General features: G+C 45.7%; 17 protein-coding genes and 1 tRNA gene. 7 read left to right on the top strand and 11 right to left on the bottom strand.

Features of this window, described 5'->3' with window-relative positions:
• Position 1: 1 nt before the first annotated feature.
• The 3 genes from D9597_RS01760 to ygeW are packed head-to-tail and all read right to left on the bottom strand — an operon-like array spanning position 2 to position 3,713.
• Positions 2-1,213 (bottom strand): YgeY family selenium metabolism-linked hydrolase, encoded by a 1,212-nt coding sequence (locus D9597_RS01760; protein ID WP_064529812.1) that lies wholly within the window; start codon positions 1,211-1,213, stop codon positions 2-4.
• Positions 1,214-1,270: 57 nt separating this feature from the next.
• On the bottom strand, positions 1,271-2,467 hold the full coding sequence (gene dpaL / locus D9597_RS01765) for a diaminopropionate ammonia-lyase (RefSeq protein ID WP_130221476.1): 1,197 nt from the start codon (positions 2,465-2,467) through the stop codon (positions 1,271-1,273).
• Positions 2,468-2,525: 58 nt separating this feature from the next.
• Entirely contained in the window at positions 2,526-3,713 is a 1,188-nt protein-coding gene (gene ygeW, locus D9597_RS01770) for a knotted carbamoyltransferase YgeW (RefSeq protein WP_130221584.1), read from the bottom strand.
• A 478-nt stretch (positions 3,714-4,191) separates the two neighbouring features.
• Between ygeW and D9597_RS01775 the strand changes: the two genes are divergently transcribed.
• Complete coding sequence (locus D9597_RS01775) at positions 4,192-5,970, top strand: sigma-54-dependent Fis family transcriptional regulator (protein ID WP_130221477.1); 1,779 nt, start codon at positions 4,192-4,194, stop codon at positions 5,968-5,970.
• A gap of 40 nt (positions 5,971-6,010) precedes the next feature.
• Here D9597_RS01775 and xdhC read toward each other — a convergent pair whose 3' ends face one another.
• Genes xdhC through xdhA form a run of 3 tightly spaced genes read right to left on the bottom strand, consistent with a single transcriptional unit; the run spans position 6,011 to position 9,673 of the window.
• The gene (gene xdhC / locus D9597_RS01780) at positions 6,011-6,490 is read right to left on the bottom strand and encodes a xanthine dehydrogenase iron sulfur-binding subunit XdhC (RefSeq protein WP_130207784.1); all 480 of its coding nucleotides are present in this window, start codon (positions 6,488-6,490) and stop codon (positions 6,011-6,013) included.
• Positions 6,487-7,365, bottom strand: coding sequence for a xanthine dehydrogenase FAD-binding subunit XdhB (gene xdhB, locus D9597_RS01785; protein ID WP_130221478.1), 879 nt, complete (start codon positions 7,363-7,365; stop codon positions 6,487-6,489). The genes xdhC and xdhB overlap by 4 nt, the downstream gene beginning before the upstream one ends.
• 10 nt (positions 7,366-7,375) lie before the next feature.
• Positions 7,376-9,673, bottom strand: coding sequence for a xanthine dehydrogenase molybdenum-binding subunit XdhA (gene xdhA, locus D9597_RS01790; protein ID WP_130221479.1), 2,298 nt, complete (start codon positions 9,671-9,673; stop codon positions 7,376-7,378).
• A gap of 367 nt (positions 9,674-10,040) precedes the next feature.
• On the opposite strand from xdhA, the gene actS reads away from it, so the two are divergent.
• Both actS and D9597_RS01800 read left to right on the top strand, forming a co-directional pair.
• Positions 10,041-10,799 carry an amidase activator ActS gene (gene actS, locus D9597_RS01795; RefSeq protein ID WP_130217906.1) on the top strand — a complete coding sequence of 253 codons (759 nt, stop codon included), beginning with the start codon at positions 10,041-10,043 and terminating at the stop codon, positions 10,797-10,799.
• 78 nt (positions 10,800-10,877) lie between these two features.
• Positions 10,878-10,951, top strand: a tRNA-Gly gene (locus tag D9597_RS01800).
• 164 nt (positions 10,952-11,115) lie between these two features.
• Here the strand turns inward: D9597_RS01800 and D9597_RS01805 are convergent.
• From D9597_RS01805 to D9597_RS01825, 5 genes are all read right to left on the bottom strand, one after another.
• Positions 11,116-12,522, bottom strand: coding sequence for a winged helix-turn-helix domain-containing protein (locus tag D9597_RS01805; protein WP_130221480.1), 1,407 nt, complete (start codon positions 12,520-12,522; stop codon positions 11,116-11,118).
• A 590-nt stretch (positions 12,523-13,112) separates the two neighbouring features.
• Positions 13,113-13,595 carry a hypothetical protein gene (locus tag D9597_RS01810; RefSeq protein WP_130221481.1) on the bottom strand — a complete coding sequence of 161 codons (483 nt, stop codon included), beginning with the start codon at positions 13,593-13,595 and terminating at the stop codon, positions 13,113-13,115.
• Positions 13,582-14,397: a transcriptional regulator gene (locus D9597_RS01815; protein ID WP_130221482.1), complete on the bottom strand. Its 816-nt coding sequence runs from the start codon at positions 14,395-14,397 to the stop codon at positions 13,582-13,584. Before D9597_RS01815 ends, D9597_RS01810 begins: the two co-directional genes overlap by 14 nt.
• 342 nt (positions 14,398-14,739) lie before the next feature.
• Positions 14,740-15,372, bottom strand: coding sequence for a helix-turn-helix transcriptional regulator (locus D9597_RS01820; RefSeq protein WP_130207770.1), 633 nt, complete (start codon positions 15,370-15,372; stop codon positions 14,740-14,742).
• Positions 15,373-15,832: 460 nt separating this feature from the next.
• Positions 15,833-17,062: an amino acid permease gene (locus D9597_RS01825; protein ID WP_064529821.1), complete on the bottom strand. Its 1,230-nt coding sequence runs from the start codon at positions 17,060-17,062 to the stop codon at positions 15,833-15,835.
• A 254-nt stretch (positions 17,063-17,316) separates the two neighbouring features.
• Here D9597_RS01825 and D9597_RS01830 point away from each other — a divergent pair, with 254 nt between their 5' ends.
• From D9597_RS01830 to araE, 4 genes are all read left to right on the top strand, one after another.
• Positions 17,317-18,504, top strand: a complete 1,188-nt coding sequence (locus tag D9597_RS01830; RefSeq protein ID WP_130207766.1) for an acetyl-CoA C-acetyltransferase — start codon at positions 17,317-17,319, stop codon at positions 18,502-18,504.
• A 278-nt stretch (positions 18,505-18,782) separates the two neighbouring features.
• Entirely contained in the window at positions 18,783-19,619 is an 837-nt protein-coding gene (gene kduI / locus D9597_RS01840) for a 5-dehydro-4-deoxy-D-glucuronate isomerase (RefSeq protein WP_130207764.1), read from the top strand.
• A gap of 28 nt (positions 19,620-19,647) precedes the next feature.
• Positions 19,648-20,409, top strand: a complete 762-nt coding sequence (kduD, locus tag D9597_RS01845; RefSeq protein WP_130207762.1) for a 2-dehydro-3-deoxy-D-gluconate 5-dehydrogenase KduD — start codon at positions 19,648-19,650, stop codon at positions 20,407-20,409.
• 315 nt (positions 20,410-20,724) lie between these two features.
• On the top strand, positions 20,725-22,143 hold the full coding sequence (araE, locus tag D9597_RS01850) for an arabinose-proton symporter AraE (RefSeq protein ID WP_130207760.1): 1,419 nt from the start codon (positions 20,725-20,727) through the stop codon (positions 22,141-22,143).
• Positions 22,144-22,167 lie beyond the last annotated feature (24 nt).

The following is a 22,167-nucleotide window of genomic DNA, read 5'->3' on the forward strand; positions in this document are numbered from 1 at the left end:
ATTATTCTGTTGCCAGCCAGCTTAACGGGATTGCAGCGTACATAGCGGCACAGGTCACCAAGTGAGATTTCCAGGTTTTTTCGTTTGGCGCGTGTGCTTCAGGTTCTTTACCCGGTCCAAAGCCGATGACCGGAATGCCGTGACGGCCCATGATGGATACGCCGTTAGTTGAGAACGTCCACTTATCAACGACCGGTGCTTTGCCAAACAGACCTTCGTAGGCATTCACCAGCGTTTTAACGGTGAAATGATCTTCTTCCACTTTCCAGGTCGGGAAGTAGCATTCGGTTGGGTAAACCAGGCCAGTCCAGGACGGACGGTCGTAGTTGTACATAGAAACGACAGCATTGGCTTTCTGTACCGCAGGCAGGGCGCGGATTTCATCCAGCGCGCCTTCCCAGGTTTCGCCCCAGGTCAGGCGACGGTCGATGGAAACGGCACAGCTGTCTGCTACTGCGCAACGACTTGGTGAGGTGAAGAAAATTTCGGAAACAGTCAGAGTACCTTTGCCGAGGAATTCGTCATAGCCCAGACGTTGGGACAGTTCTTGTAATTCGCCAAGAATCGGACCCATTTTGAAAATGGCGTTATCACCGCGTTCTGGTGCTGAACCATGGCAGCTAACGCCCTGAACATCAATGCGAATTTCCATACGACCGCGCTGACCACGATATACCTGGCAGTCGGTTGGTTCGGTACTGACCACAAATTCCGGGCGAATGCCGGATTGTTCAATAATGTACTGCCAGCACAGACCGTCGCAGTCTTCTTCCTGTACCGTACCGGTAACGAGCAAGGTGTATTCATCTTCCAGACCGAGGTCTTTAATGATCTTACCGGCATAAACCATTGATGCCATGCCGCCTTCCTGGTCGGAAGTACCACGGCCACCGATCAGCTCGTCGGTTTCCATGCCTTCGTACGGGTCGAATTCCCAGTTTTTGATGTTACCAATTCCTACGGTGTCGATGTGAGCGTCCATCGCAACCAGACGCGGACCGTGGCCGATATAGCCGAGAACGTTACCCATCGGATCGATTTCAACTTTATCGAAGCCGACTTTTTCCATCTCTTCTTTAATACGATGTACTACACGTTTTTCGTCGCAGCTTTCACTGGGAATAGCAACCATATCGCGCAGGAAGCGAGTCATGTCTGCCTGGTAATCTTTTGCTTTTTCAAGAATCAGTTTGAATGGAATATTCTTAGCCATTATTTTTCTCCAGATTTTTTACTCCCCGTTTGGCGGGGAGTTGTTCCAATAGGGTGATTAAGGTGCTACAGAGTGTTTGCCTTCCCAGACAACTTCGCGGTAGTGCTTCACGTCGGTGTCGCCTTCGGTGCTGATAACCAGGACGACGGCATCTTTGTTCAGCGCCAGTTTTTCCATCAGGCTTTGACGTTGCGGGTGATAATGAACAGCCGCGAGAATGCCCAAACCGACAGCGCCAGATTCACCAGAAATGATGCGTGGATCGTTGCCGTACGGATTACCCAGCACACGCATACCTAATGCGGCAACGCTGTCCTGACAGGAGATAAATTGGGTGGCACAGTTACGTAAGATTTCCCAGCCCAGAGGGTTAGGTTCGCCGCAAGCCAGGCCCGCCATAATCGTGGCCATATCGCCGCCAACGTTGACGATGTCACCTTTGACGCCGGAGCGATAAATACAGTCAGCTTTGTCAGGTTCAACAATGATGCTGTGCAGATTTTGCGGGGTGTAAATATCCACCAGATAACCTAGTACGCCGCCGGCCATAGCGCCGACACCGGCTTGCAGCAGAACGTGAGTTGGTGTTACGCCCATTTCACGCATTTGCTCGACGGCTTCATCTGCCAGAGTGGCGTAGCCCTGCATGATCCAGGTTGGAATTTTGGTGTAACCTTCCCAGGCGGTATCTTGCACCACTTCCCAGCCGTGTTGCTGCGCGTGTTGCATGGTCAGGCGAACGGTATCGTCATAGTTCATGTCAGTGACGATGCACTCGGCTCCGAGGTTCAGAATGGCGTCAACGCGTTCCTGAGCAGAACCTTTCGGCATGTAAATTACCGCGTTCTGACCGAGTTGCTGTGCTGCCCAGGCAACACCGCGCCCGTGGTTGCCGTCGGTCGTTGTAGCGAATGTCATTTTTTCGCCGATGGCATTTTTCAGATGCTCGAATGACAGCGTTTCGATATCAAGATGATATTTTTCGCACAATAATTGAGCGATGGCGTACGCACCGCCGAGCATTTTGAAGGCGTTCAGACCGAATCGTTTTGATTCGTCCTTAACGAGAATTTTCTTCACACCAAAAAGGTTTGCGAGATCGTCCAGCGCACAAAGCGGTGTTGGGCGATAGCCAGCAATTTTCTGGTGGAACTGGCGCGCCAGTTTTGCCTGGCTTTGCGAAAAGAGCGGTGATGTTTCGCCGTTGAAAAATTTGTTATCGGCGATATCAATCTTCAATGAGAAAACGGACATATCCTATCCTTTTGGCCTCTGGAAATAGAGAGCCGACCTGTCGATCGGCCCGAGGGGGTTATTTCACGCGTTCTTGCGCTTCTTTAAGCAGTTGTTCGAGCAGTGCGCCTGGTTTGGAATATTTACGGGACAGGATCATCGCGGCGATGATGTATGGCTTCCAGCTGGCTTCTTTGTAGGTCGCGATACGGTATTTTTCGAATACGCCTTCAGTGACTTCACCTTCTTTGCAGGATACGCCGCTGATATCGGCTGGCAGGCAGTGCATATACAGAGCTTCGCCATCACGGGTCAGCTCCATCATCTCTTCAGTACAATGCCAGTCTTTGTGCTGTGCGTTCTGTGCCAGACACTGTTTTTCCAGCGCTTTCAGTCCTTCGTGATCGTTCGCGCGCAGCAGTTCAGTACGCTCTTCCATCACTTTGTAAGGTGCCCAGGACTTCGGATAAACGATGTCAGCGTCTTTGAATGCTTCTTCCATGCTTGTTACCTGACGGAAGCTGCCGCCGGAGGCTTTAGCATTGTTTTTAGCGACTTCAACGACATCTGGGATCAGGTCGTAACCTTCTGGATGGGCAAGGGTGACATCCATACCGAAGCGGGTCATCAGACCGATGATGCCTTGTGGTACAGACAGCGGTTTACCGTAGCTTGGGGAGTAGGCCCAGGTCATGGCGATTTTTTTACCTTTCAGGTTTTCCAGCGAACCAAAGTGTTCACGTAACCATGCCAGGTCAGCCATTGATTGAGTCGGATGGTCAATATCGCATTGCAGGTTAACTAAAGCCGGGCGCTGCGGCAGTACGCCTTGCTTATAGCCGTCGTCGAGGTCCGCGCCAACTTCACGCATATAGGCGTTACCCGCGCCCAGATACATATCGTCACGAATACCGATAGCGTCAGCGCAGAAGGAGATCATATTAGCGGTTTCACGGACAGTTTCGCCGTGCGCAATCTGTGATTTACCTTCATCGAGATCCTGCTGTGCAAGGCCGAGCAGGTTAAGTGCGGAAGCATAAGAGAAACGGGTACGGGTGGAGTTATCGCGGAATACGGAAATACCTAATCCACTATTAAAGACTTTGGTAGAGATGTTTTCGGCACGCAGTGCTTTTAATGCTGCGGCAACGTCCAGTACTTGTTTCAGTTCATCTGGCGTCTGTTCCCACGTTAACAAAAAATCTTTCTCGTGCAGGTGAGAGGTCAGCGAATTGATATCCTTAATCAGCTCATTAACAGTTTTCATCATAAAGTCCCGGTAGTGGAATGACAGGCAAAGTGGTTTATTTCACTGTGACTTGCCAAAGTGATTGGTGTTTTCACAGCTATACCAGGGACTAACAATAAACATGCCAGAATTATCTACGCGGTCACGAAACGCTAATCTGACAGGGGATATGTGGGATTGATCACAAATTATCGCCACACTACGGAAGTTAAAAATATACGGAAACGTTTGGCTTTTTTAACGCAGTTATTTATTTGCTGCTAAGTATCAGAAATAAGATAAAGGGACAGGTGAAAACTCGTCAGTTTGATAAACTCACTCCCGTAATTCTCATATTGATATAGAAATGTGATATCACTTCCATAATTTCATTAGAAAGTGATAAAAATCTTATGTTTTTAGCAAAGCGATTTTTGCCTGAGTTAATATCGTTATGATCTGTGAACCATCAACGTCTTCAATGATCGACTTTTAAGTGATTCTGGAAGGTAAAGCTATGGAGCTTGCTAATACGCAGTCAGTTTTGATGCAAATTCAACCAACAATTCAGCGTTTTGCCAGAATGCTAGCCAGCGTTTTGCAGCTTGAGGTTGAGATCGTTGATGAAAACTTGTGTCGCGTCGCTGGAACCGGCGCATATGGGAAATTTCTTGGTCGCCAGTTGAGTGGCAACTCACGCTTGCTCCGCTATGTCCTCGAAACAAAAACCGAAAAGGTCGTGACACATTCTCGCTTCGATCCCCTTTGTGAAGGCTGCGACAGTAAAGAGAGTTGTCGTGAGAAGGCATTCCTGGGGACGCCCGTTATTCTGCAGGATCGTTGTGTCGGAGTGATAAGTTTGATTGCGGTTACTCATGAGCAACAAGAACATATCAGTGATAATTTACGCGAATTTTCAGATTACGTTCGCCATATATCGACTATTTTTGTCTCGAAACTCCTGGAAGATCAGGGGCCGGGAGATAACATCAGTAAAATATTTGCTACCATGATCGATAATATGGATCAAGGTGTATTAGTTATTGATGAGGAAAATCGTGTTCAGTTCGTTAATCAGACTGCATTAAAAACACTTGGCGTTGTGCAAAATAATATGGTTGGGAAACTTATCCGTTTCAGGCCATTAACATTTGAGAGTAATTTTACTCATGGACATATGCAACATATTGTCTCGTGGGATGATAAAAGTGAATTGATAATTGGTCAGTTGCATAACATTCAGGGACGACAGCTATTTTTAATGGCGTTTCACCAATCCCATACCAGTTTTTCCGTGGCAAATGCATCTGATGAACCGCATATTGAACAATTGGTTGGCGAGTGCCGTGTTATGCGGCAATTAAAACGGCTGATTAGCCGCATCGCACCTAGCCCCTCCAGCGTCATGGTCGTTGGTGAAAGCGGGACCGGAAAAGAAGTGGTGGCCCGTGCTATTCATAAGTTGAGTGGGCGACGGAACAAACCCTTTATCGCTATCAACTGCGCGGCGATTCCGGAGCAGCTTCTGGAGAGTGAGCTGTTCGGTTATGTTAAAGGCGCATTTACTGGCGCTTCTACCAACGGTAAAACAGGGCTGATTCAGGCAGCAAACACGGGAACGCTGTTTCTTGATGAAATTGGCGATATGCCTTTAATGCTTCAGGCAAAACTGCTGCGGGCGATTGAAGCGCGTGAGATCCTGCCTATTGGCGCCAGTAGCCCAATACAGGTCGACATCCGCATCATTTCTGCAACAAACCAGAATCTGGCTCAGTTCATAGCCGAAGGTAAATTCCGCGAAGATCTTTTCTACCGACTTAACGTTATTCCTATCACTCTGCCAGCGCTACGTGAGCGTCAGGAAGATATTGAACTGCTGGTGCATTACTTTTTACATCTCCATACCCGTCGTCTGGGATCGGTTTACCCGGGTATTGCTCCCGATGTTGTTGAGTTACTGCGTAAGCATCGTTGGCCAGGAAACCTGCGAGAGTTAAGTAATTTGATGGAGTATCTGGTCAACGTCGTTCCTTCGGGCGAAGTCATCGACAGTACGCTACTACCACCAAATCTGGTTAATAACGGTACGGCGGAGCAAAGTGAGATGCCAGAAGCCAGCGAGGCACATTTGGCTCTTGATGATGCTGGCGGCACAGCGCTGGAGGAGATGGAAAAGCAGATGATTCGCGAAGCGCTCTCACGGCATAACAGTAAGAAGCAAGTCGCTGATGAGCTTGGTATTGGCATCGCCACGCTTTATCGTAAAATTAAGAAATATGAATTGTTAAGCGCATAGTCATCAAAAAATCCGGCCTGAATTCAGGCCGGATTGCGTTTTACTTCGTTTCTTCACAGTCCAGAACAGTATTCACAATCATTTGATATCCGGTACAGCGACACAGATTCCCGGCCAAGCCACGGCGAATTTCCGTAATGGTTAACGGTTTCTCTCGAGGTTTTGCCAGCATTGCCGTAGTGGCCATAATAAGCCCCGGCGTACAAAAACCACACTGTACAGCGCCAGATTTCGCATAAGCCTGTTGTACATGAGAAAGTTTGCCGCCTTTCGCTTCGCCTTCCAGCGTGCGGATCTGTTTTCCTTCAGCCCATGCGGCCAGGTATAAGCAGCTGTCTATCGCGGTTCCGTCAACCAACACCGTACAGGCACCGCATTCACCAACGCAGCATCCTTGTTTGACACTAAGCAGCCCTTGTTCGCGGAGCAGTTCCGAAAGCGGCATGCCTGGCGCGGCGTGAAGCTGAAAAGGCATATCGTTAATGATGCATTCAATAGTAATACTTTCGCTGTGATTCATTGCAATTTTCCCCCCGCCGCAGCGACGGCTTCGCTAATCACTTTTTTGGTCATCGTCTGAATGAGATGCAGACGGAACTCTTTACTTGCTCGCCATGAAGAACGCGGTGCGACATCTTGCAGGACAGATTCGCAGATGGCCTCCAGTGTTTGCTGGTTTAATGGCGCATTTTGCGCAGCCTGTTCGGCATGTTGGCAGCGAATCGGCGTTGGTGCGGCAACACCAAATGCCAGATGCAACTCGCTGAAGTAGCCGTTGTTCAATCGACAGTGAGCGGCACACCCGATTGTTGAAATATCCATCGCATCGCGCATGGCATATTTATAATGTGCGCTACCTGCGTGTTCTTTTGGCTGCGGAGGAAAATGAAACGCGACCAGAATTTCATCATGCTCAAGGGAAACCTTGCCTGGTCCGGTATGAAAACCATTAATCGAGACGAAACGGACCCCACGCGGTGAATGGATTTCCAGCTTCGCGTCGTAAATCAGCGTTGGCGTGGCTGAATCTGCGCTGGTGGCGCCGTTGCAAATATTTCCGCCGTAGGTCGCGACGTTACGGATTTGCGGGCCGGCAATAGACGAAGCCGCAGCGCATAATGCCGGGAGATGATGTTGCGTTAACTGATTTTCTATTAACTGAGTAAAGGTCGTCGCAGAGCCGATGCGTAGTGCACCATCTTCCGCCAGCGTAATTCCCCGAAGCTCCGCCAGATTGTGGATATCAACAATATGGCGATAGCGATCATTGTGATGGTGGAGTTGAATCAGTACGTCAGTGCCACCGGCGAGCAGTTTGGCCTGCGGATTTTGAGCCAGCAGGTTGGTTGCATCGGCAACGGTCGTTGCGCGATGGTAAGAAGCAAAATCAAACATGATGTTATCCTCAAATCAATCCTGCCAGATGGAACTCTTCATATAACCGTTTTGGTGTCAGCGGCAGCGTATTGATTGCGACACCGGTAGCCATCTTCACCGCATTACGAATTGCAGCGGCAACAGGAATAATTGGCGGCTCACCCAGTGACTTATGTCCGTATGCAGATTGTGGTTCATTAATTTCGACAAACGCACTTTCCAGTTGTGGCAGATCTGGCATGGTCGGCATTTTGTAATCCAGTAAATTTGGGTTACGCACCACGCCACTTTTCGCGTCGATGATCATCTCTTCAAAAAGCGCCCAGCCGATGCCCATCCCCATCCCGCCGTGAACCTGACCTTCAGCCAGCAGCGGATTAAGAATATGGCCCGAATCATGAACGTTGAGGATGCGGTTGATGGTGACCTTACACAGCGCGATATCGACTGTCAGATCAACAAAGGTACAGCCAAACGCAGGTGGGTTCGTGGTGGTTTTGATCGAGCTTTCGGCAGAAAGTTGCCCGCCACGTTCAGGATGATAAAACGCATCCATTGCCAGGTCTTTTAACGACAGTAACGCCTCTTTCGGCCTTTCAACCAGTACGATATGGCCTTTTATCAGGGTTAGATTCATCGCCGACAGATGCAGCATTACTGCGGCGTGAGCGATGATTTTCTCTTTTAATAACAGTGCCGCACTGCGCAGCGCAGGCGCGGCAACATAGCTCTGACGTGAGGCAAATGCGCCGGGATCGAATGGCGTAATATCGGTATCTTGCGTCGAAATTACGTGTACATCACTGACCGGAACGCCCACGGTTTCAGCTACCATTTGCGAGAACACCGTGTCGGCACCCTGACCGATTTCCGTCGCGCCGCTTTGCACGTTGATGGTTCCATCCTGATTCATCAACAGGCGCGCGCCAGCGATTTCTACACCGACAGGCCAGGTGTTAGAGGTGTAGCTAAAACAGGCGACGCCAATGCCGCGGCGCAGATTGCCCTGCGGGTTCTGGCACTCTGCACGGCGTTTTTCCCATTCAAAGATTTCCCGCCCTTTTTCCAGGCACTCTGGCAATCCGGCACTGTAGATGCGTTTGCCTGTGAGTGGATTTGTATCGCCTTCGCGGGCGGCATTGCGTAAACGAATTTCAACCGGGTCAATGCCCAGCGCTTCAGCAGCGTCATCCAGCATAGATTCAACAGCAAAAACCACCTGCGGTGCGCCATAGCCACGCATCGCACCCGCTGAGGGTAGATTGGTATAGCAAGTCTTTGAGCTATAAGAATAGGCACAGCGCGGGTAGAGATAAGCAACTTTATTGCCGCCTGCAGAAGCGATGGAATGACCGTGTGAAGCGTAAGCGCCGGTGTTAGACAGAACATCCAGGCTATAGCCTTTCAGCGTACCATCGCGGTTGACGCCCATTTGTCCGTCAATGGTAAAAGCGTGGCGAGTGCGGGTCGCCAGAAAACACTCTTCGCGGCTTAGGGAAACTTTCACCGGAATGCCGCCGAGTTTACTGGTCAGAAATGCCGCCATCGGCTCTTCCAGTACATCTTGTTTATTACCAAAACCACCGCCGACAAAGGGCTTGATAACCCGCACGCACGACCAGGGAATATCCAGCGCCTGACCGACAACGCGGCGGACAATGTGCGGGATTTGGGTGCTGGAAACGATGGTAATTCGTGAATCGTCTTCCATCCACGCCAATGAGGTCACGCTTTCCATATGACAATGTTGAATGACCGGCGTCTGATAATGCCCCTGCACCTGATAATCGGCGGCGTCGATTGCTTGCTGGACATTACCTGTCGACATCGTGCTTTGTTTCAGTAAATTGCCGCCGCTATGGATTGGCGCAGCGTCTTCTGCCAGTGCCGCTTCTGGCGTGGTAATGACGGGTAATTCCTGCCATTCGATGTGAACAAGTTGCGTTGCTTTTTCCGCTGTGAGTTCATCACGGGCAACGACAATAGCAACCGCATCGCCATGATGGCGGACGTGGCGTGTTAACAGGGCGCGATCGGCGGTATCGCGTTTATTCTCATCCAGAGTCCAGGCATGGCCCGCCGTGGCAAAGGAAATATCAGGAACATCTTCCCAGGTAAATACGGCCAGTACGCCTGGTAAACTTCTGGCTTGTTCATCGTTAATGCTCACCGCATAACCATGTGCAATTGGGCTACGTACATATTTCGCGTAACACATGCCCGCCATAACATAATCGTCAGTATATCGTGCCCGCCCGGTGACCTTCGCAATGGCATCGACGCGCATGCATGATTCACCTGTAGCGGTTGCTTCCCGCGCTTCCATAGAAATCCCCTTGATTTGAACATTTGGTTCTTATGGCAATGATTAAGTCTTTGCAGGCAAGAATTACGCCAGAAACGACTATAAACACGAGGGGAGAGGGGAAGTGTGATGTCGTTAAAAAAACGCTACGGATGATGCATTTTTATCAGCAAAGAAAGTGAGTGCAGTTTATCAATATGAGCGTGATAAAAATCATTGTGATAAATGAGTATTAGAGGTCAATCAGGATGGTTCCGATGTTTGCCAACGGTGCTAATTGATTCTTTAACAGTTATTGATTCGTACATGCCTGTTCCCACGCAATGGATTGGGGATCTGACGGGGGGCTGCTATGATATAGCGTCTTGTTTTTTAGCGAGGAAAGATTTTGAGCGCAGGACGCCTGAATAAAAAAACTCTGGGTATCGTGATGCTGTTATCGGTAGGGCTGCTTCTGGCTGGCTGCTCGGGTAGCAAATCATCAGATACAGGAACGTATTCCGGCTCCGTTTACACCGTGAAACGGGGGGATACGCTTTATCGTATTTCACGCACCACGGGAACCAGCGTAAAAGAGCTAGCCCGACTCAACGACATCTCCCCCCCCTATACCATTGAAATCGGCCAAAAGCTGAAACTGGGTGGGGCGAAAAAAAGTAGTAACGGCACGCGTAAATCCACCGGCAAATCGACGACAAAAACAGCGTCAGTGACACCGTCTTCGGCCGTTTCGAAATCTTCATGGCCGCCGGTTGGGCAACGTTGCTGGTTATGGCCAACGAGCGGAAAGGTTATTATGCCTTACTCAATGGCAGATGGCGGCAATAAAGGGATTGATATTGCGGCGGCACGCGGGACGCCAATATACGCTGCAGGTGCCGGGAAAGTGGTATATGTGGGTAATCAGCTGCGTGGTTACGGTAATCTTATAATGATTAAACACAGTGAAGATTACATTACTGCTTATGCCCATAACGACACGATGCTGGTGAACAATGGGCAAAGTGTTAAAGCCGGGCAAAAGATAGCGACTATGGGAAGTACTGATGCGGAATCCGTGCGGCTACATTTCCAGATTCGCTACCGTGCTACGGCAATAGATCCTTTGCGCTACTTGCCGCCACAGGGTAGCAAGCCAAAGTGCTGATGGCGAATTAATCAGCAGTCAGTAGCAAGGCACTTGCTTAGGAGAGCGTAAGGTTTATAATGCCTTACGCATCTCGAAGCGGGCGTAGTTCAATGGTAGAACGAGAGCTTCCCAAGCTCTATACGAGGGTTCGATTCCCTTCGCCCGCTCCAGTTTCTTACTTTTTCTCTTTCTCAGTTTTTTCCGTAGTCATCGAATTCTTCCGTTATTGTTGATACGTTCACGTCAGATGTAGATAAATCCAATATCCCCTATAAAAATAGAGTGTATAGCTCAAAATATAGAGCACTATTCTGCTTATGATATTTATTGCAGATCAAGCGACCTCATATTGAGCATTAAAATCAATAATGCTGTTAACTTTTGTCAATTGCTTCAATTTTTGAATGTTATTGATAATAACTAAATGATATTCTTTCTCTGTTCCGTGATAAGAGAACGCATTTCTTTCATTGTGTGTTGTAGAAACATATACATCAATGCATTTTTTTATTATAGCGGCTTTATGTCTTTTAGGTTCAAGTAGCAGTGACTGGTCTATACAAGCGATAGCATCTTCAATTCTTTCGTTATATATATTTACCAGTGTCTTATAGTAATACAAGGAGGCTACATCTAATACTTGTGTCTGTGCATGGTCAAAAAAAATGCGTGATGCAGTCGTTTGTCCGGAAAGACCGGTTATCAGTCCCATAATTCCTAAAATATTCCCATCGAAAATATTTTTATCAGATACCTTATCTATAAAGGCCAATGCTTTTTGAGTTGCATGTTTAAGTTCGTATAGACCATGAAGTGCCATAGACATATGACATTCAGCCAACAGGCAATAGCATTCATTGGTTATTGACTGAGCATTAGATTTGTTTTTAACACTTTCAAATATAGTTATTGCATTGGCAATGCTTTCAGGCGTGAATTCATTCAGTTCATTTTTCCCGGCAGACATTTCGGCTGATAAAATATTTTTATCAGAAGGTACGTGTCGGGACATAAAACCTGGTTCTACTTTAGGTTTCTTCATTGCCAGATATAAGTTGCTAATTATAAAGTGTGAGATTTTTTGTATGTCATCTGCCTGAAGATGTGTACTGGCAATAAGATAAAAACTTTTTGCATCTATTACTTCAATATATAAACTATTTGAAGCATCATATTTGCTGATTCTTCCTGTGACAAAATAATCGGGTTTGAACCTGGCCAGGAAGGCTGTCTGAGATTTATTATCTATGCAATACTGGGTTGCAGTCATTGGATATATATAGAGATCATCGGTTTTTTTATTTGAGATTAGTTGTACAAGTTCCTGATTAAGCGCTAATGGATCCTGACTACTGTGAGATATTGTAAATGGAAATAAAGCAATAGTGCTGCCTGGAGCATTATCTTGATTTTCTTTTATCTTGAATACTTGCCCACTGAATCGATAACCTTTTCTATATATGGTTTCAATGCAACGGTTGTAGCCAATTCTTTCAAAAATACATCTTAATGAATAGATGCATCGTGTAAGGGATTCGTCACTTACAATTACATTTTTCCATACAGATTCGATGATCGCATCTTTGGATACAACATTTCCCGCCGATTCAAGCAATACAAATAATACACCGAGTTCTTTCGGCGGGATGTAAAATTCCTCATTCCCTTTTGTAAGAATGCCATCTTCTGTAAGTATGATTCCATCAGGGAAATGATATGAGAACTTATTTTCTAAATCCATTAGCTCACCTCTATTAAGTTTGTGGTTTTTGGCATCCTGCATGAGTAACAGATATAACTGATATTCATATATTTCATTTAACGAAATTCATCATGATTGTTTAAGTTAATTTATATTAGCTTGATGTGATTGTAATCTGAAATATTCTTAATTAATGATTTGTTAATCATGTAAGTATATAACCTATTGAAAATCATTGATAAAGTCCTGCTTATCACATTTCTTAATTTAATGTAATTGTTCATTTAAGATAAAATGATAGGCTGTGAGGAATAGTTATTCGTCGACTGACAATCTGGTGTGAAAGAATTATTGCAAGAGTAATTTTATTTATTAATAGCTATTATGTTTATGTGCTCTATTAAACATCTCTGTGCGAACCAGCGTTTATTTTTACACCATTATTGTCATAGTGGAGTGCGGAAGGATTTTTTAATGACGGATGTAATTTGAATGGGGGAGGGGATTGCCGCATGAACCGTCAGAGATGAAGATGGCTAAAAGAATATATAAAGATTATATTCCAATGCCTGAAATGTTACATTTGTTGTTTTGACTTTTAATTACAGATGCAGCATCAAGTTGTTTTGTTACCTTGCGCAATACATAATTGCTCTATTGCCAATGCTTAAAAGAAAATCATGATTGTTCTGTTTTTGAACATTATAGCTTATCATTTTTCCCGGGAATATATAAAAATCAGGCAGGAGTTGTGCCAGATTATCATCTGAAATTTGATCGATAATATCAAATTTATTTATTTTGGTAGAGGTAAGATGTAAAGTGTCATAATTTTCGATCCACGTATATTCAATATCTCGGCGAAATGATTTATAAGTGTTCGTGTTTTGTTTCCAGGTGCCGCTAAGCGCAACAGTTCCTGTCTTGTTATTTTTATTATACATAAAGTCAATAGTGAGATTAGCCCTTCCCTGGTCATTAAATATAATCCAATTGGCCGTGCATTTCTCATTGTATACTATTTGTTCTTTGGAATAATGATAGGCAATAAAAAAAATGAAGCCACTGAGAAAGCATAAAATAATAAACAGCGTTTTTTTATAACGAATCATGGTTAACTCCGCGATACGATAGAGTTAAACAGTCTGCAACTGTGTTATTACTATGGTTTTTTTTGCATGCCATAACAATCAATCCGGGAGATGATTTATCGAGAGGGAAATATAGCCAGGGGTACTTTTTACAATCAATTCCAGATCCTAATATACGGTTCTTATATTGATCGAGATCTTTCAACCCATCAATGCTATCTTCTGTAACATTGAAATGACAACCATTTATTTGTGCAACAGTTTTGTAATCTTTAAAGAATGATTTGGGCTGACTATTGTGCCAGAGAAAAAATGCGGTAAGCAAACCTACGGAAAATGCACTTAGCATGGGTAAATAATTTTTAGATAGCCTGACTATATTTCTGAGATAATTATCTGGATGAGCACTTGTCTCTTTAAACTCATCTTTAACGTTCAAGCATTGGGGAGATATGGTCTTTTGTGCATCTGCAGAAGGGATTATTACATGGTTTTCTATGTTTACATCATTACTGAGCTTAAAACCTTTTCTCGGTACGGTTGCAATAAGCGAATGGTTGGTTTCACCAACCGTGCGAAACCCGCGTCTGATGATCGATATATTTTGATATAACGTGTTGACCGGTACTCGCATGCCTTCTTCTTCCCAGACTCTGGAGAAAAAATCCTGTTGTGCAACCACATCAGGAAAGGCTTCAAGTAGCAGCGATAAGCACCTGCTTGCTGGCGTTGTCAGAACGGCGTTAAGCTCGGCGTCATGTACCGAAATTAATTTTCTGTGCTCTGGCCAGAACTCAATATTATCGTTAATAATCCAGTACATACGTCAATGAAACATAAAATTAAGTAAATTGAAATAATATAGTTTGATAAGTATATTAGTATTCATGGAATAAATATATATTAATTTTATATTTATCATGCAAACTATAATTATAGCATATCAGTGCAACTTAAAATTCCATGTGAATTAACAAATTTAACACTCTTAACCGTTGTCTTTATGCCTTCTTCTCGCAATATCTTTTCATTTTTGCGGTGGCGCGTAAGGTGACATAATTAAATAAGCGCTCAAATAAACTGAATTAAAAGTTCATGTGATAAAATACGGGCATCTTTATAAGTGCCCGTATATACAATGCTTATTATTATTGACAGTTACGTTTCAGTGCTGAACGGAGTGTGAACGGATAAATAATTCGTTTATTTTACCACCCATCCTTTTTTCAATTCTTTGCTTGTAGGCGTAGATGCTACGGATATCCATATCAAGAACCTCTGCAATCTGATATGGATTATAACCAGAAACCATATGTCCCATAATGGTGAACTCCATTTGAGTTAACGTATTGCCTCTGGTAAATGACAAATAACGACCAATGAATAGTTGCCTGATCTTTTCGTTGGCAATATCCAGTCCATCATCATTATATATAATGGCTGATATCGCGGAGTTGTGTTTCCTCCAGTAATTAGCAAGAGATTGCATATTTCGATCGCTTACTAACACTATTCCCATCTCAGTACTCGTAAGATAGTCGATCCAGTCACTCTCTAAAAAAAGGCGTAAAAAGCTTACTGAAAAATCTACAAAAATATATCCGCTTAATCGCGCATTGTGGTTTTTACTTAATATACCTTCAACCACGCCACGATTAAAATACGAACTCTCTTCGGGCCACATACAAAAACATGCATTTGCACAATACTGCAAACGTGGTGATTTTTCTGGCATTATTTGGCAATGCATTGAGCAACTATTGCATGTAAGACTTTTATAGCGACTACAAAGCCTCATGTTAATAACCTCCCTATTCATAGATAATTGCATAATTTCATTGGTTATTGATGATGTCAATACACTCTGATTTAGTAAGCTTTTTATGAAAAATTGTGTTTAATCCGTATTTGATATTATTCTTAATGACATATTTAAGAGTGCATCATTAAGCTTTAAATGTGATTGGATTTCACTCAGTTAATCATATTGACCTTATTGCAAATCAGACAAGTGCCTAATGTATTAAGAATATCTATACTGCAAATTGTTTTCGAATGACCAGAAGATATCTTGTAAATCTAAGTGATGCATCTTAAATAGTCTTAATTAAGATGTTCAGATTTTTATTTAGGATAACAGCTTGATAATGTTCGTTTAAGTTATGGAGCGTTTGGGGAGGGTGAACAATGCAAGATGTGCACTGTAAGAATTGGAATGGTTCAAAATAGTGGTTATTTTGAACCATTCACATCAGTGATTAGCTAAAGAACATTACCGATACGCACAGGATACCGACGATCAACGTAATTAGATTTCCGATGGAGCGCCAGGGCTTAAGTGCCGGGATGAGATATGTTGACAGCGTTGGCATGATAAAAAGAATCATGGCAATAAGTGGACCACTGATCGCATAAATCATCGAAATTGCATTAGGGTTGATGCAGCAAACGATGAAAGTAATCAGTGACACTAACATAATTGACAGCGCGCGGTTAAATGCACGGCTTTTTTTAACCCCTGCCTGCTGTAGCGTTGTTTTGACTAATTCCGTTGCACCTTCAATAACACCAAAGTAGGTACCTAAAAATGATTTAGACATTGCTACAACCGCGACAATTATTCCGGAAATCGACAACCATGCAGGGGCATTTGGCAGCATAGAAAGTGCCGATAAAATGGTAACGCCCTCTTCTTTAGCTGTTTCAATATAAGAAGGTGGTATTGATAACAGGCAGCTAAAGACGAAGAAAAGCACGCTCACACAGATGATGAGATAAGCGACTTTCATAATTTTTTTGCATTTATCCATAGCGTGTTCGCCATATTTTTCACGTCTATCAATAGCAAACGTAGAAATAATGGGTGTATGGCTAAAGGCGAAAACCATCACGGGAATCGATATCCATATCTGGTGAAGGGTATTCTGATTGAACTCTACCTGGGTAGTTAATAGAGCGGGTTGCCAGCTACCGACGAGGTAGAAAGAAAGAAATAAGAAATAGGCAATTAGTGGAAACACCAAAAATCCCATTACCCGAATTGTGGCATGGCGCCCCATCAGAAAGATGAGATTCAGAATTAACACAACACCCAGACTCACCAGCATACGAATGCGCAGGTCGATGACCATATGCTTTGCCAGTTGTTCTGTCAGCGAATTGGTGATCGCCACTGCATATATCAACACGACGACAAAAAAAGCAATGAAGTAAAGAGTGGTAATCAGATTGCCGATCTTCTTGCCATAGTAATGAGTTACTGCGCCAGTAATCCCTTCGCCTGCGGATGTTTTTGAAGAAAGGATGAACTGGCACAGGGCCTTATGTGGCCAATATGTTAAAGGCCATGCGACCAGTGCTGTAATAAACAGGACTACCGCTCCCGCTGAACCTAGCTGAATAGGGAGAAAGAGCGTGCCTGCGCCAACGGCTGTGCCGTAAAGTGCGAAGCTCCAGAGAGTTTCTTCTTTTGACCAAATTTTAGACATTATTTGAACGTATCATCTACAAATTAAGAAAAATGGAGGGCAATTTACCATAAACCAGGTCAAACATGGGAGATTAACGCTATATCAGCTCATGGATTCATGGGTTAGTAGATGCAAACCTTGCGTGCCAGTTGGGTATCCATCCCTCATTCCGGTGAATTTCCTTTGTGATAAAAATCACTATTTTTAAACATTTAAAATAATTTTTATTAACAATCATTTACTATTGCGCTGTTAATCTGTGCGAGGTTGTGATGAAAGACGTTGTGATTGTCGGTGCGTTACGAACACCTATCGGCTGCTTTCGTGGAGCGTTGGCTGGCCATTCTGCCGTAGAACTTGGTAGCCTGGTCGTGAAAGCGTTATTAGAACGTACTGGCGTTGCTGCACATGCGGTGGATGAAGTGATTCTGGGGCAGGTTCTGACCGCAGGGGCTGGGCAGAATCCAGCACGGCAATCAGCCATTAAAGGTGGTCTACCCAACAGTGTTTCGGCAATTACGATTAATGATGTTTGTGGTTCCGGGCTAAAAGCACTGCATCTTGCCACACAAGCGATCCAGTGTGGCGAGGCTGATATTGTCATCGCCGGTGGTCAGGAAAACATGAGTCGCGCACCACATGTCCTGACAGATAGCCGTACCGGAGCACAGCTTGGCGATAGCCAACTGGTTGATAGTCTGGTGCATGATGGCTTATGGGATGCATTCAATGATTACCATATTGGTGTCACTGCCGAAAATCTGGCGCGTGAATATGGTATCAGCCGTCAATTACAAGATGCCTATGCGCTTAGTTCACAACAAAAAGCGCGGGCGGCCATTGACGCTGGACGATTCAACGATGAGATTGTCCCGGTAAGAACGCAAAATAATGGGCAGCTATTGATTGTTGATACCGATGAGCAGCCGCGTACGGATGCCAGTGCAGAAGGGCTGGCGAGCTTAAATCCGTCATTTGATAGCCACGGTTCTGTTACTGCGGGTAATGCTTCATCTATTAATGATGGTGCTGCTGCAGTAATGATGATGAGCGAAGCCAAAGCGCGAGCATTGAATTTACCCGTGCTGGCACGTATTCGCGCCTTTGCCAGTGTTGGTGTTGATCCTGCGCTGATGGGGATTGCTCCGGTATATGCGACTCGCCGTTGCCTTGAGCGTGTGGGCTGGCAGCTTTCTGATGTCGATCTTATTGAGGCTAATGAAGCGTTTGCCGCGCAGGCGCTTTCCGTTGGCAAAATGCTCGAATGGGATGAACGTCGGGTCAATGTTAACGGTGGCGCAATTGCGTTGGGTCACCCGATTGGCGCATCCGGTTGCCGTATTCTGGTTTCTTTGGTCCATGAAATGGTAAAACGCAACGCGCGTAAAGGGCTGGCTACACTTTGTATTGGCGGTGGTCAGGGCGTGGCGTTAACTATTGAACGTGACGACCCGATCTAAATTCCTTTCTATTCGTTAAACATCTGCCGCCATCAAGCCATTTCATGATGATGGTTGGCACGTCTGCGCACATACCCCATAGACGCTGAGTTTTTCCTTCACCTGACTTATTCGTGATCGACGCGACACTTTTCTCAATCCCTTATCTAAAAATGAAACAATGTTTTATTTTTTATTGAAAAGCGCACTGTGCAGGCATATCATCCTTTAAAGAATAAAACGAAACGATGTTTCACAATCGTTGTAATTTTACAGTTCAATGATTATCGGAGGTTGATGTGGACGTAAGACAGAGCATCCACAGTGCGCATGCAAAAACGCTGGATACACAGGGGCTGCGCAATGAATTTTTGGTTGAAAAGGTATTCGTCGCGGATGAGTACACGATGGTTTACAGCCACATTGACCGCATTATTGTTGGCGGCATTATGCCGGTAGCAAAAACGGTTTCTGTTGGCGGGGAAGTTGGAAAACAACTGGGCGTGAGCTACTTTCTGGAGCGTCGCGAGCTGGGCGTTATTAATATTGGCGGCGCTGGTACGATTACCGTCGATGGTCAATGCTACGAAATCGGTCACCGCGACGCTCTCTATGTTGGCAAAGGTGCAAAAGAAGTGGTCTTTGCCAGCATTGATAGTGCCACTCCGGCGAAGTTTTATTACAACTGCGCACCTGCTCATACGACGTATCCCACTAAAAAAGTGACCCCGGCTGAAGTCGCTCCGGTTACGCTGGGCGATAACATCACCAGTAATCGTCGCACAATTAACAAATATTTTGTGCCAGATGTGCTGGAAACCTGCCAGTTGAGCATGGGGCTAACGGAGCTGGCTCCGGGAAACCTGTGGAATACCATGCCATGCCACACCCACGAGCGTCGGATGGAAGTTTACTTCTATTTCAACATGGATGATGACGCCTGCGTTTTCCACATGATGGGGCAACCGCAAGAAACGCGTCACATTGTGATGCATAACGAGCAGGCCGTCATTTCCCCGAGTTGGTCTATCCACTCCGGCGTAGGGACCAAAGCTTATACCTTTATCTGGGGCATGGTCGGTGAAAACCAGGTCTTCGATGATATGGACCACGTTGCCGTTAAAGACCTGCGCTAGTTGCGGGCAAAATGAATAAGGTATTATCATGATTTTAAAAGAATTTTCTCTTGATGGTAAAGTCGCGGTAGTCACTGGTTGTGACACTGGACTGGGGCAGGGGATGGCGCTGGGACTGGCGCAAGCGGGCTGTGATATCGTCGGCATTAATATCGTTGAACCGACAGAAACCATTGAACAGGTCACGGCGCTGGGGCGTCGCTTTTTAAGCCTGAACGCCGATCTACGTCAGATTGATGGCATTCCTGCACTGCTGGATCGTGCGGTAGCAGAGTTCGGCCATATTGATATCCTGGTGAATAACGCCGGATTGATTCGCCGTGAAGATGCACTCGATTTCAGTGAAAAAGACTGGGACGATGTGATGAACCTGAACATCAAAAGTGTATTCTTCATGTCCCAGGCGGCGGCGAAACACTTCATCGCACAGGGCAACGGCGGCAAGATTATCAATATCGCGTCCATGCTCTCATTCCAGGGCGGGATCCGCGTACCTTCGTATACCGCATCAAAAAGCGGCGTGATGGGCGTGACCCGTCTGATGGCGAACGAATGGGCAAAACATAACATCAACGTTAATGCGATTGCTCCGGGCTATATGGCGACCAACAATACCCAACAACTGCGGGCTGATGAACAGCGTAGTGCGGAAATTCTTGACCGCATCCCGGCAGGGCGTTGGGGATTGCCGAGCGATCTGATGGGGCCAGTGGTGTTCCTTGCCTCCAGTGCTTCAGACTATGTGAATGGTTATACCATCGCTGTAGATGGCGGCTGGCTGGCGCGTTAAGTTATTCAATTCACTTTTATGACCCTGCCGTATGGCAGGGTTTTTTATACCTGCAGATCATCATAATCCATATCTCGGTTATGAAATAATCCATATCAATTATCAATTAATGAACTTTATGAGTTTTATCTACTTTAAAATTAGGTAGTTAATAATAATGTTAATAATTTTACTTAATTTGAAAATTGGAATGTCCATCACATAACCGCATGTCGTAGCAATTTAATCCATATTTATACTAATTCCGACCTGACACCAGAATGAGTTGTTCACGTATTTTTTCACTATGTCTTATTCTCTGCTGGCAGGAAAAAAATGGTGACTATCAATACGGAATCTGCTTTAACACCGCGTCCTCTGCGAGATACGCGTCGTATGAATATGTTTGTTTCGGTAGCTGCTGCGGTCGCAGGATTGTTATTCGGTCTTGATATCGGGGTCATCGCCGGAGCGTTGCCGTTCATTACCGATCACTTTGTGCTAACCAGTCGATTGCAGGAATGGGTGGTCAGTAGCATGATGCTCGGCGCGGCAATTGGTGCGCTGTTCAATGGTTGGCTGTCGTTCCGCCTGGGACGTAAATACAGTTTGATGGCAGGGGCTATCCTGTTTGTGCTCGGTTCGATAGGGTCGGCTTTTGCGACCAGCGTAGAAATGTTAATCGCCGCTCGTGTGGTGCTTGGTATTGCCGTGGGGATTGCCTCTTATACAGCTCCACTGTACCTCTCTGAAATGGCGAGTGAAAACGTACGTGGCAAGATGATCAGTATGTACCAGTTGATGGTAACGCTGGGCATCGTGCTGGCGTTTTTATCCGACACTGCATTCAGCTATAGCGGTAACTGGCGTGCAATGTTAGGTGTTCTTGCCTTACCGGCAGTCCTGCTGATTATTCTGGTTGTTTTCCTGCCAAATAGCCCGCGCTGGCTGGCGGAGAAAGGGCGTCATATCGAGGCGGAAGAAGTGCTGCGTATGCTGCGCGATACATCAGAAAAAGCGCGAGAAGAACTTAACGAAATTCGTGAAAGCCTGAAGTTAAAACAGGGCGGTTGGGCGCTGTTTAAAATCAACCGTAACGTACGTCGTGCGGTATTCCTCGGTATGTTGTTGCAGGCGATGCAACAATTTACCGGTATGAACATCATCATGTACTACGCGCCGCGCATCTTCAAAATGGCGGGCTTTACGACGACCGAACAGCAGATGATTGCGACTCTGGTCGTAGGGCTAACCTTTATGTTTGCTACTTTTATTGCGGTGTTTACGGTAGATAAAGCCGGGCGTAAGCCGGCACTGAAAATTGGTTTCAGCGTGATGGCGCTAGGCACCCTGGTGCTGGGCTATTGCCTGATGCAGTTTGATAACGGTACGGCTTCCAGTGGCCTGTCCTGGCTCTCTGTTGGCATGACGATGATGTGTATTGCCGGTTATGCGATGAGCGCCGCGCCAGTGGTGTGGATCCTGTGCTCTGAAATTCAGCCGCTGAAATGCCGCGATTTTGGTATTACCTGTTCGACCACCACGAACTGGGTGTCGAACATGATTATCGGCGCGACCTTCCTGACGCTGCTCGACAGCATTGGTGCTGCCGGTACGTTCTGGCTCTACACCGCGCTGAACATTGCGTTTGTGGGTATTACCTTCTGGCTCATTCCGGAAACCAAGAATGTCACGCTGGAGCATATCGAACGCAAACTGATGGCAGGCGAGAAATTGAGAAATATCGGCATCTGATGTCTCTGGCCGGATGTGCTGTAC

The organism is Escherichia sp. E13S3 (assembly GCF_004212325.1).
Taxonomy (GTDB): Bacteria; Pseudomonadota; Gammaproteobacteria; order Enterobacterales; family Enterobacteriaceae; genus Escherichia.

Bases quoted from the DNA above. Each gene is read 5' to 3' on its own strand.
- D9597_RS01760 (WP_064529812.1), bottom strand. From the start codon at position 1,213: ATGGCTAAGAATATTCCATTCAAACTGATTCTTGAAAAAGCAAAAGAT.
- dpaL (WP_130221476.1), bottom strand. From the start codon at position 2,467: ATGTCCGTTTTCTCATTGAAGATTGATATCGCCGATAACAAATTTTTC.
- ygeW (WP_130221584.1), bottom strand. From the start codon at position 3,713: ATGAAAACTGTTAATGAGCTGATTAAGGATATCAATTCGCTGACCTCT.
- D9597_RS01775 (WP_130221477.1), top strand. From the start codon at position 4,192: ATGGAGCTTGCTAATACGCAGTCAGTTTTGATGCAAATTCAACCAACA.
- xdhC (WP_130207784.1), bottom strand. From the start codon at position 6,490: ATGAATCACAGCGAAAGTATTACTATTGAATGCATCATTAACGATATG.
- xdhB (WP_130221478.1), bottom strand. From the start codon at position 7,365: ATGTTTGATTTTGCTTCTTACCATCGCGCAACGACCGTTGCCGATGCA.
- xdhA (WP_130221479.1), bottom strand. From the start codon at position 9,673: ATGGAAGCGCGGGAAGCAACCGCTACAGGTGAATCATGCATGCGCGTC.
- D9597_RS01805 (WP_130221480.1), bottom strand. From the start codon at position 12,522: ATGGATTTAGAAAATAAGTTCTCATATCATTTCCCTGATGGAATCATA.
- D9597_RS01810 (WP_130221481.1), bottom strand. From the start codon at position 13,595: ATGATTCGTTATAAAAAAACGCTGTTTATTATTTTATGCTTTCTCAGT.
- D9597_RS01815 (WP_130221482.1), bottom strand. From the start codon at position 14,397: ATGTACTGGATTATTAACGATAATATTGAGTTCTGGCCAGAGCACAGA.
- D9597_RS01820 (WP_130207770.1), bottom strand. From the start codon at position 15,372: ATGAGGCTTTGTAGTCGCTATAAAAGTCTTACATGCAATAGTTGCTCA.
- D9597_RS01825 (WP_064529821.1), bottom strand. From the start codon at position 17,062: ATGTCTAAAATTTGGTCAAAAGAAGAAACTCTCTGGAGCTTCGCACTT.
- D9597_RS01830 (WP_130207766.1), top strand. From the start codon at position 17,317: ATGAAAGACGTTGTGATTGTCGGTGCGTTACGAACACCTATCGGCTGC.
- kduD (WP_130207762.1), top strand. From the start codon at position 19,648: ATGATTTTAAAAGAATTTTCTCTTGATGGTAAAGTCGCGGTAGTCACT.
- araE (WP_130207760.1), top strand. From the start codon at position 20,725: ATGGTGACTATCAATACGGAATCTGCTTTAACACCGCGTCCTCTGCGA.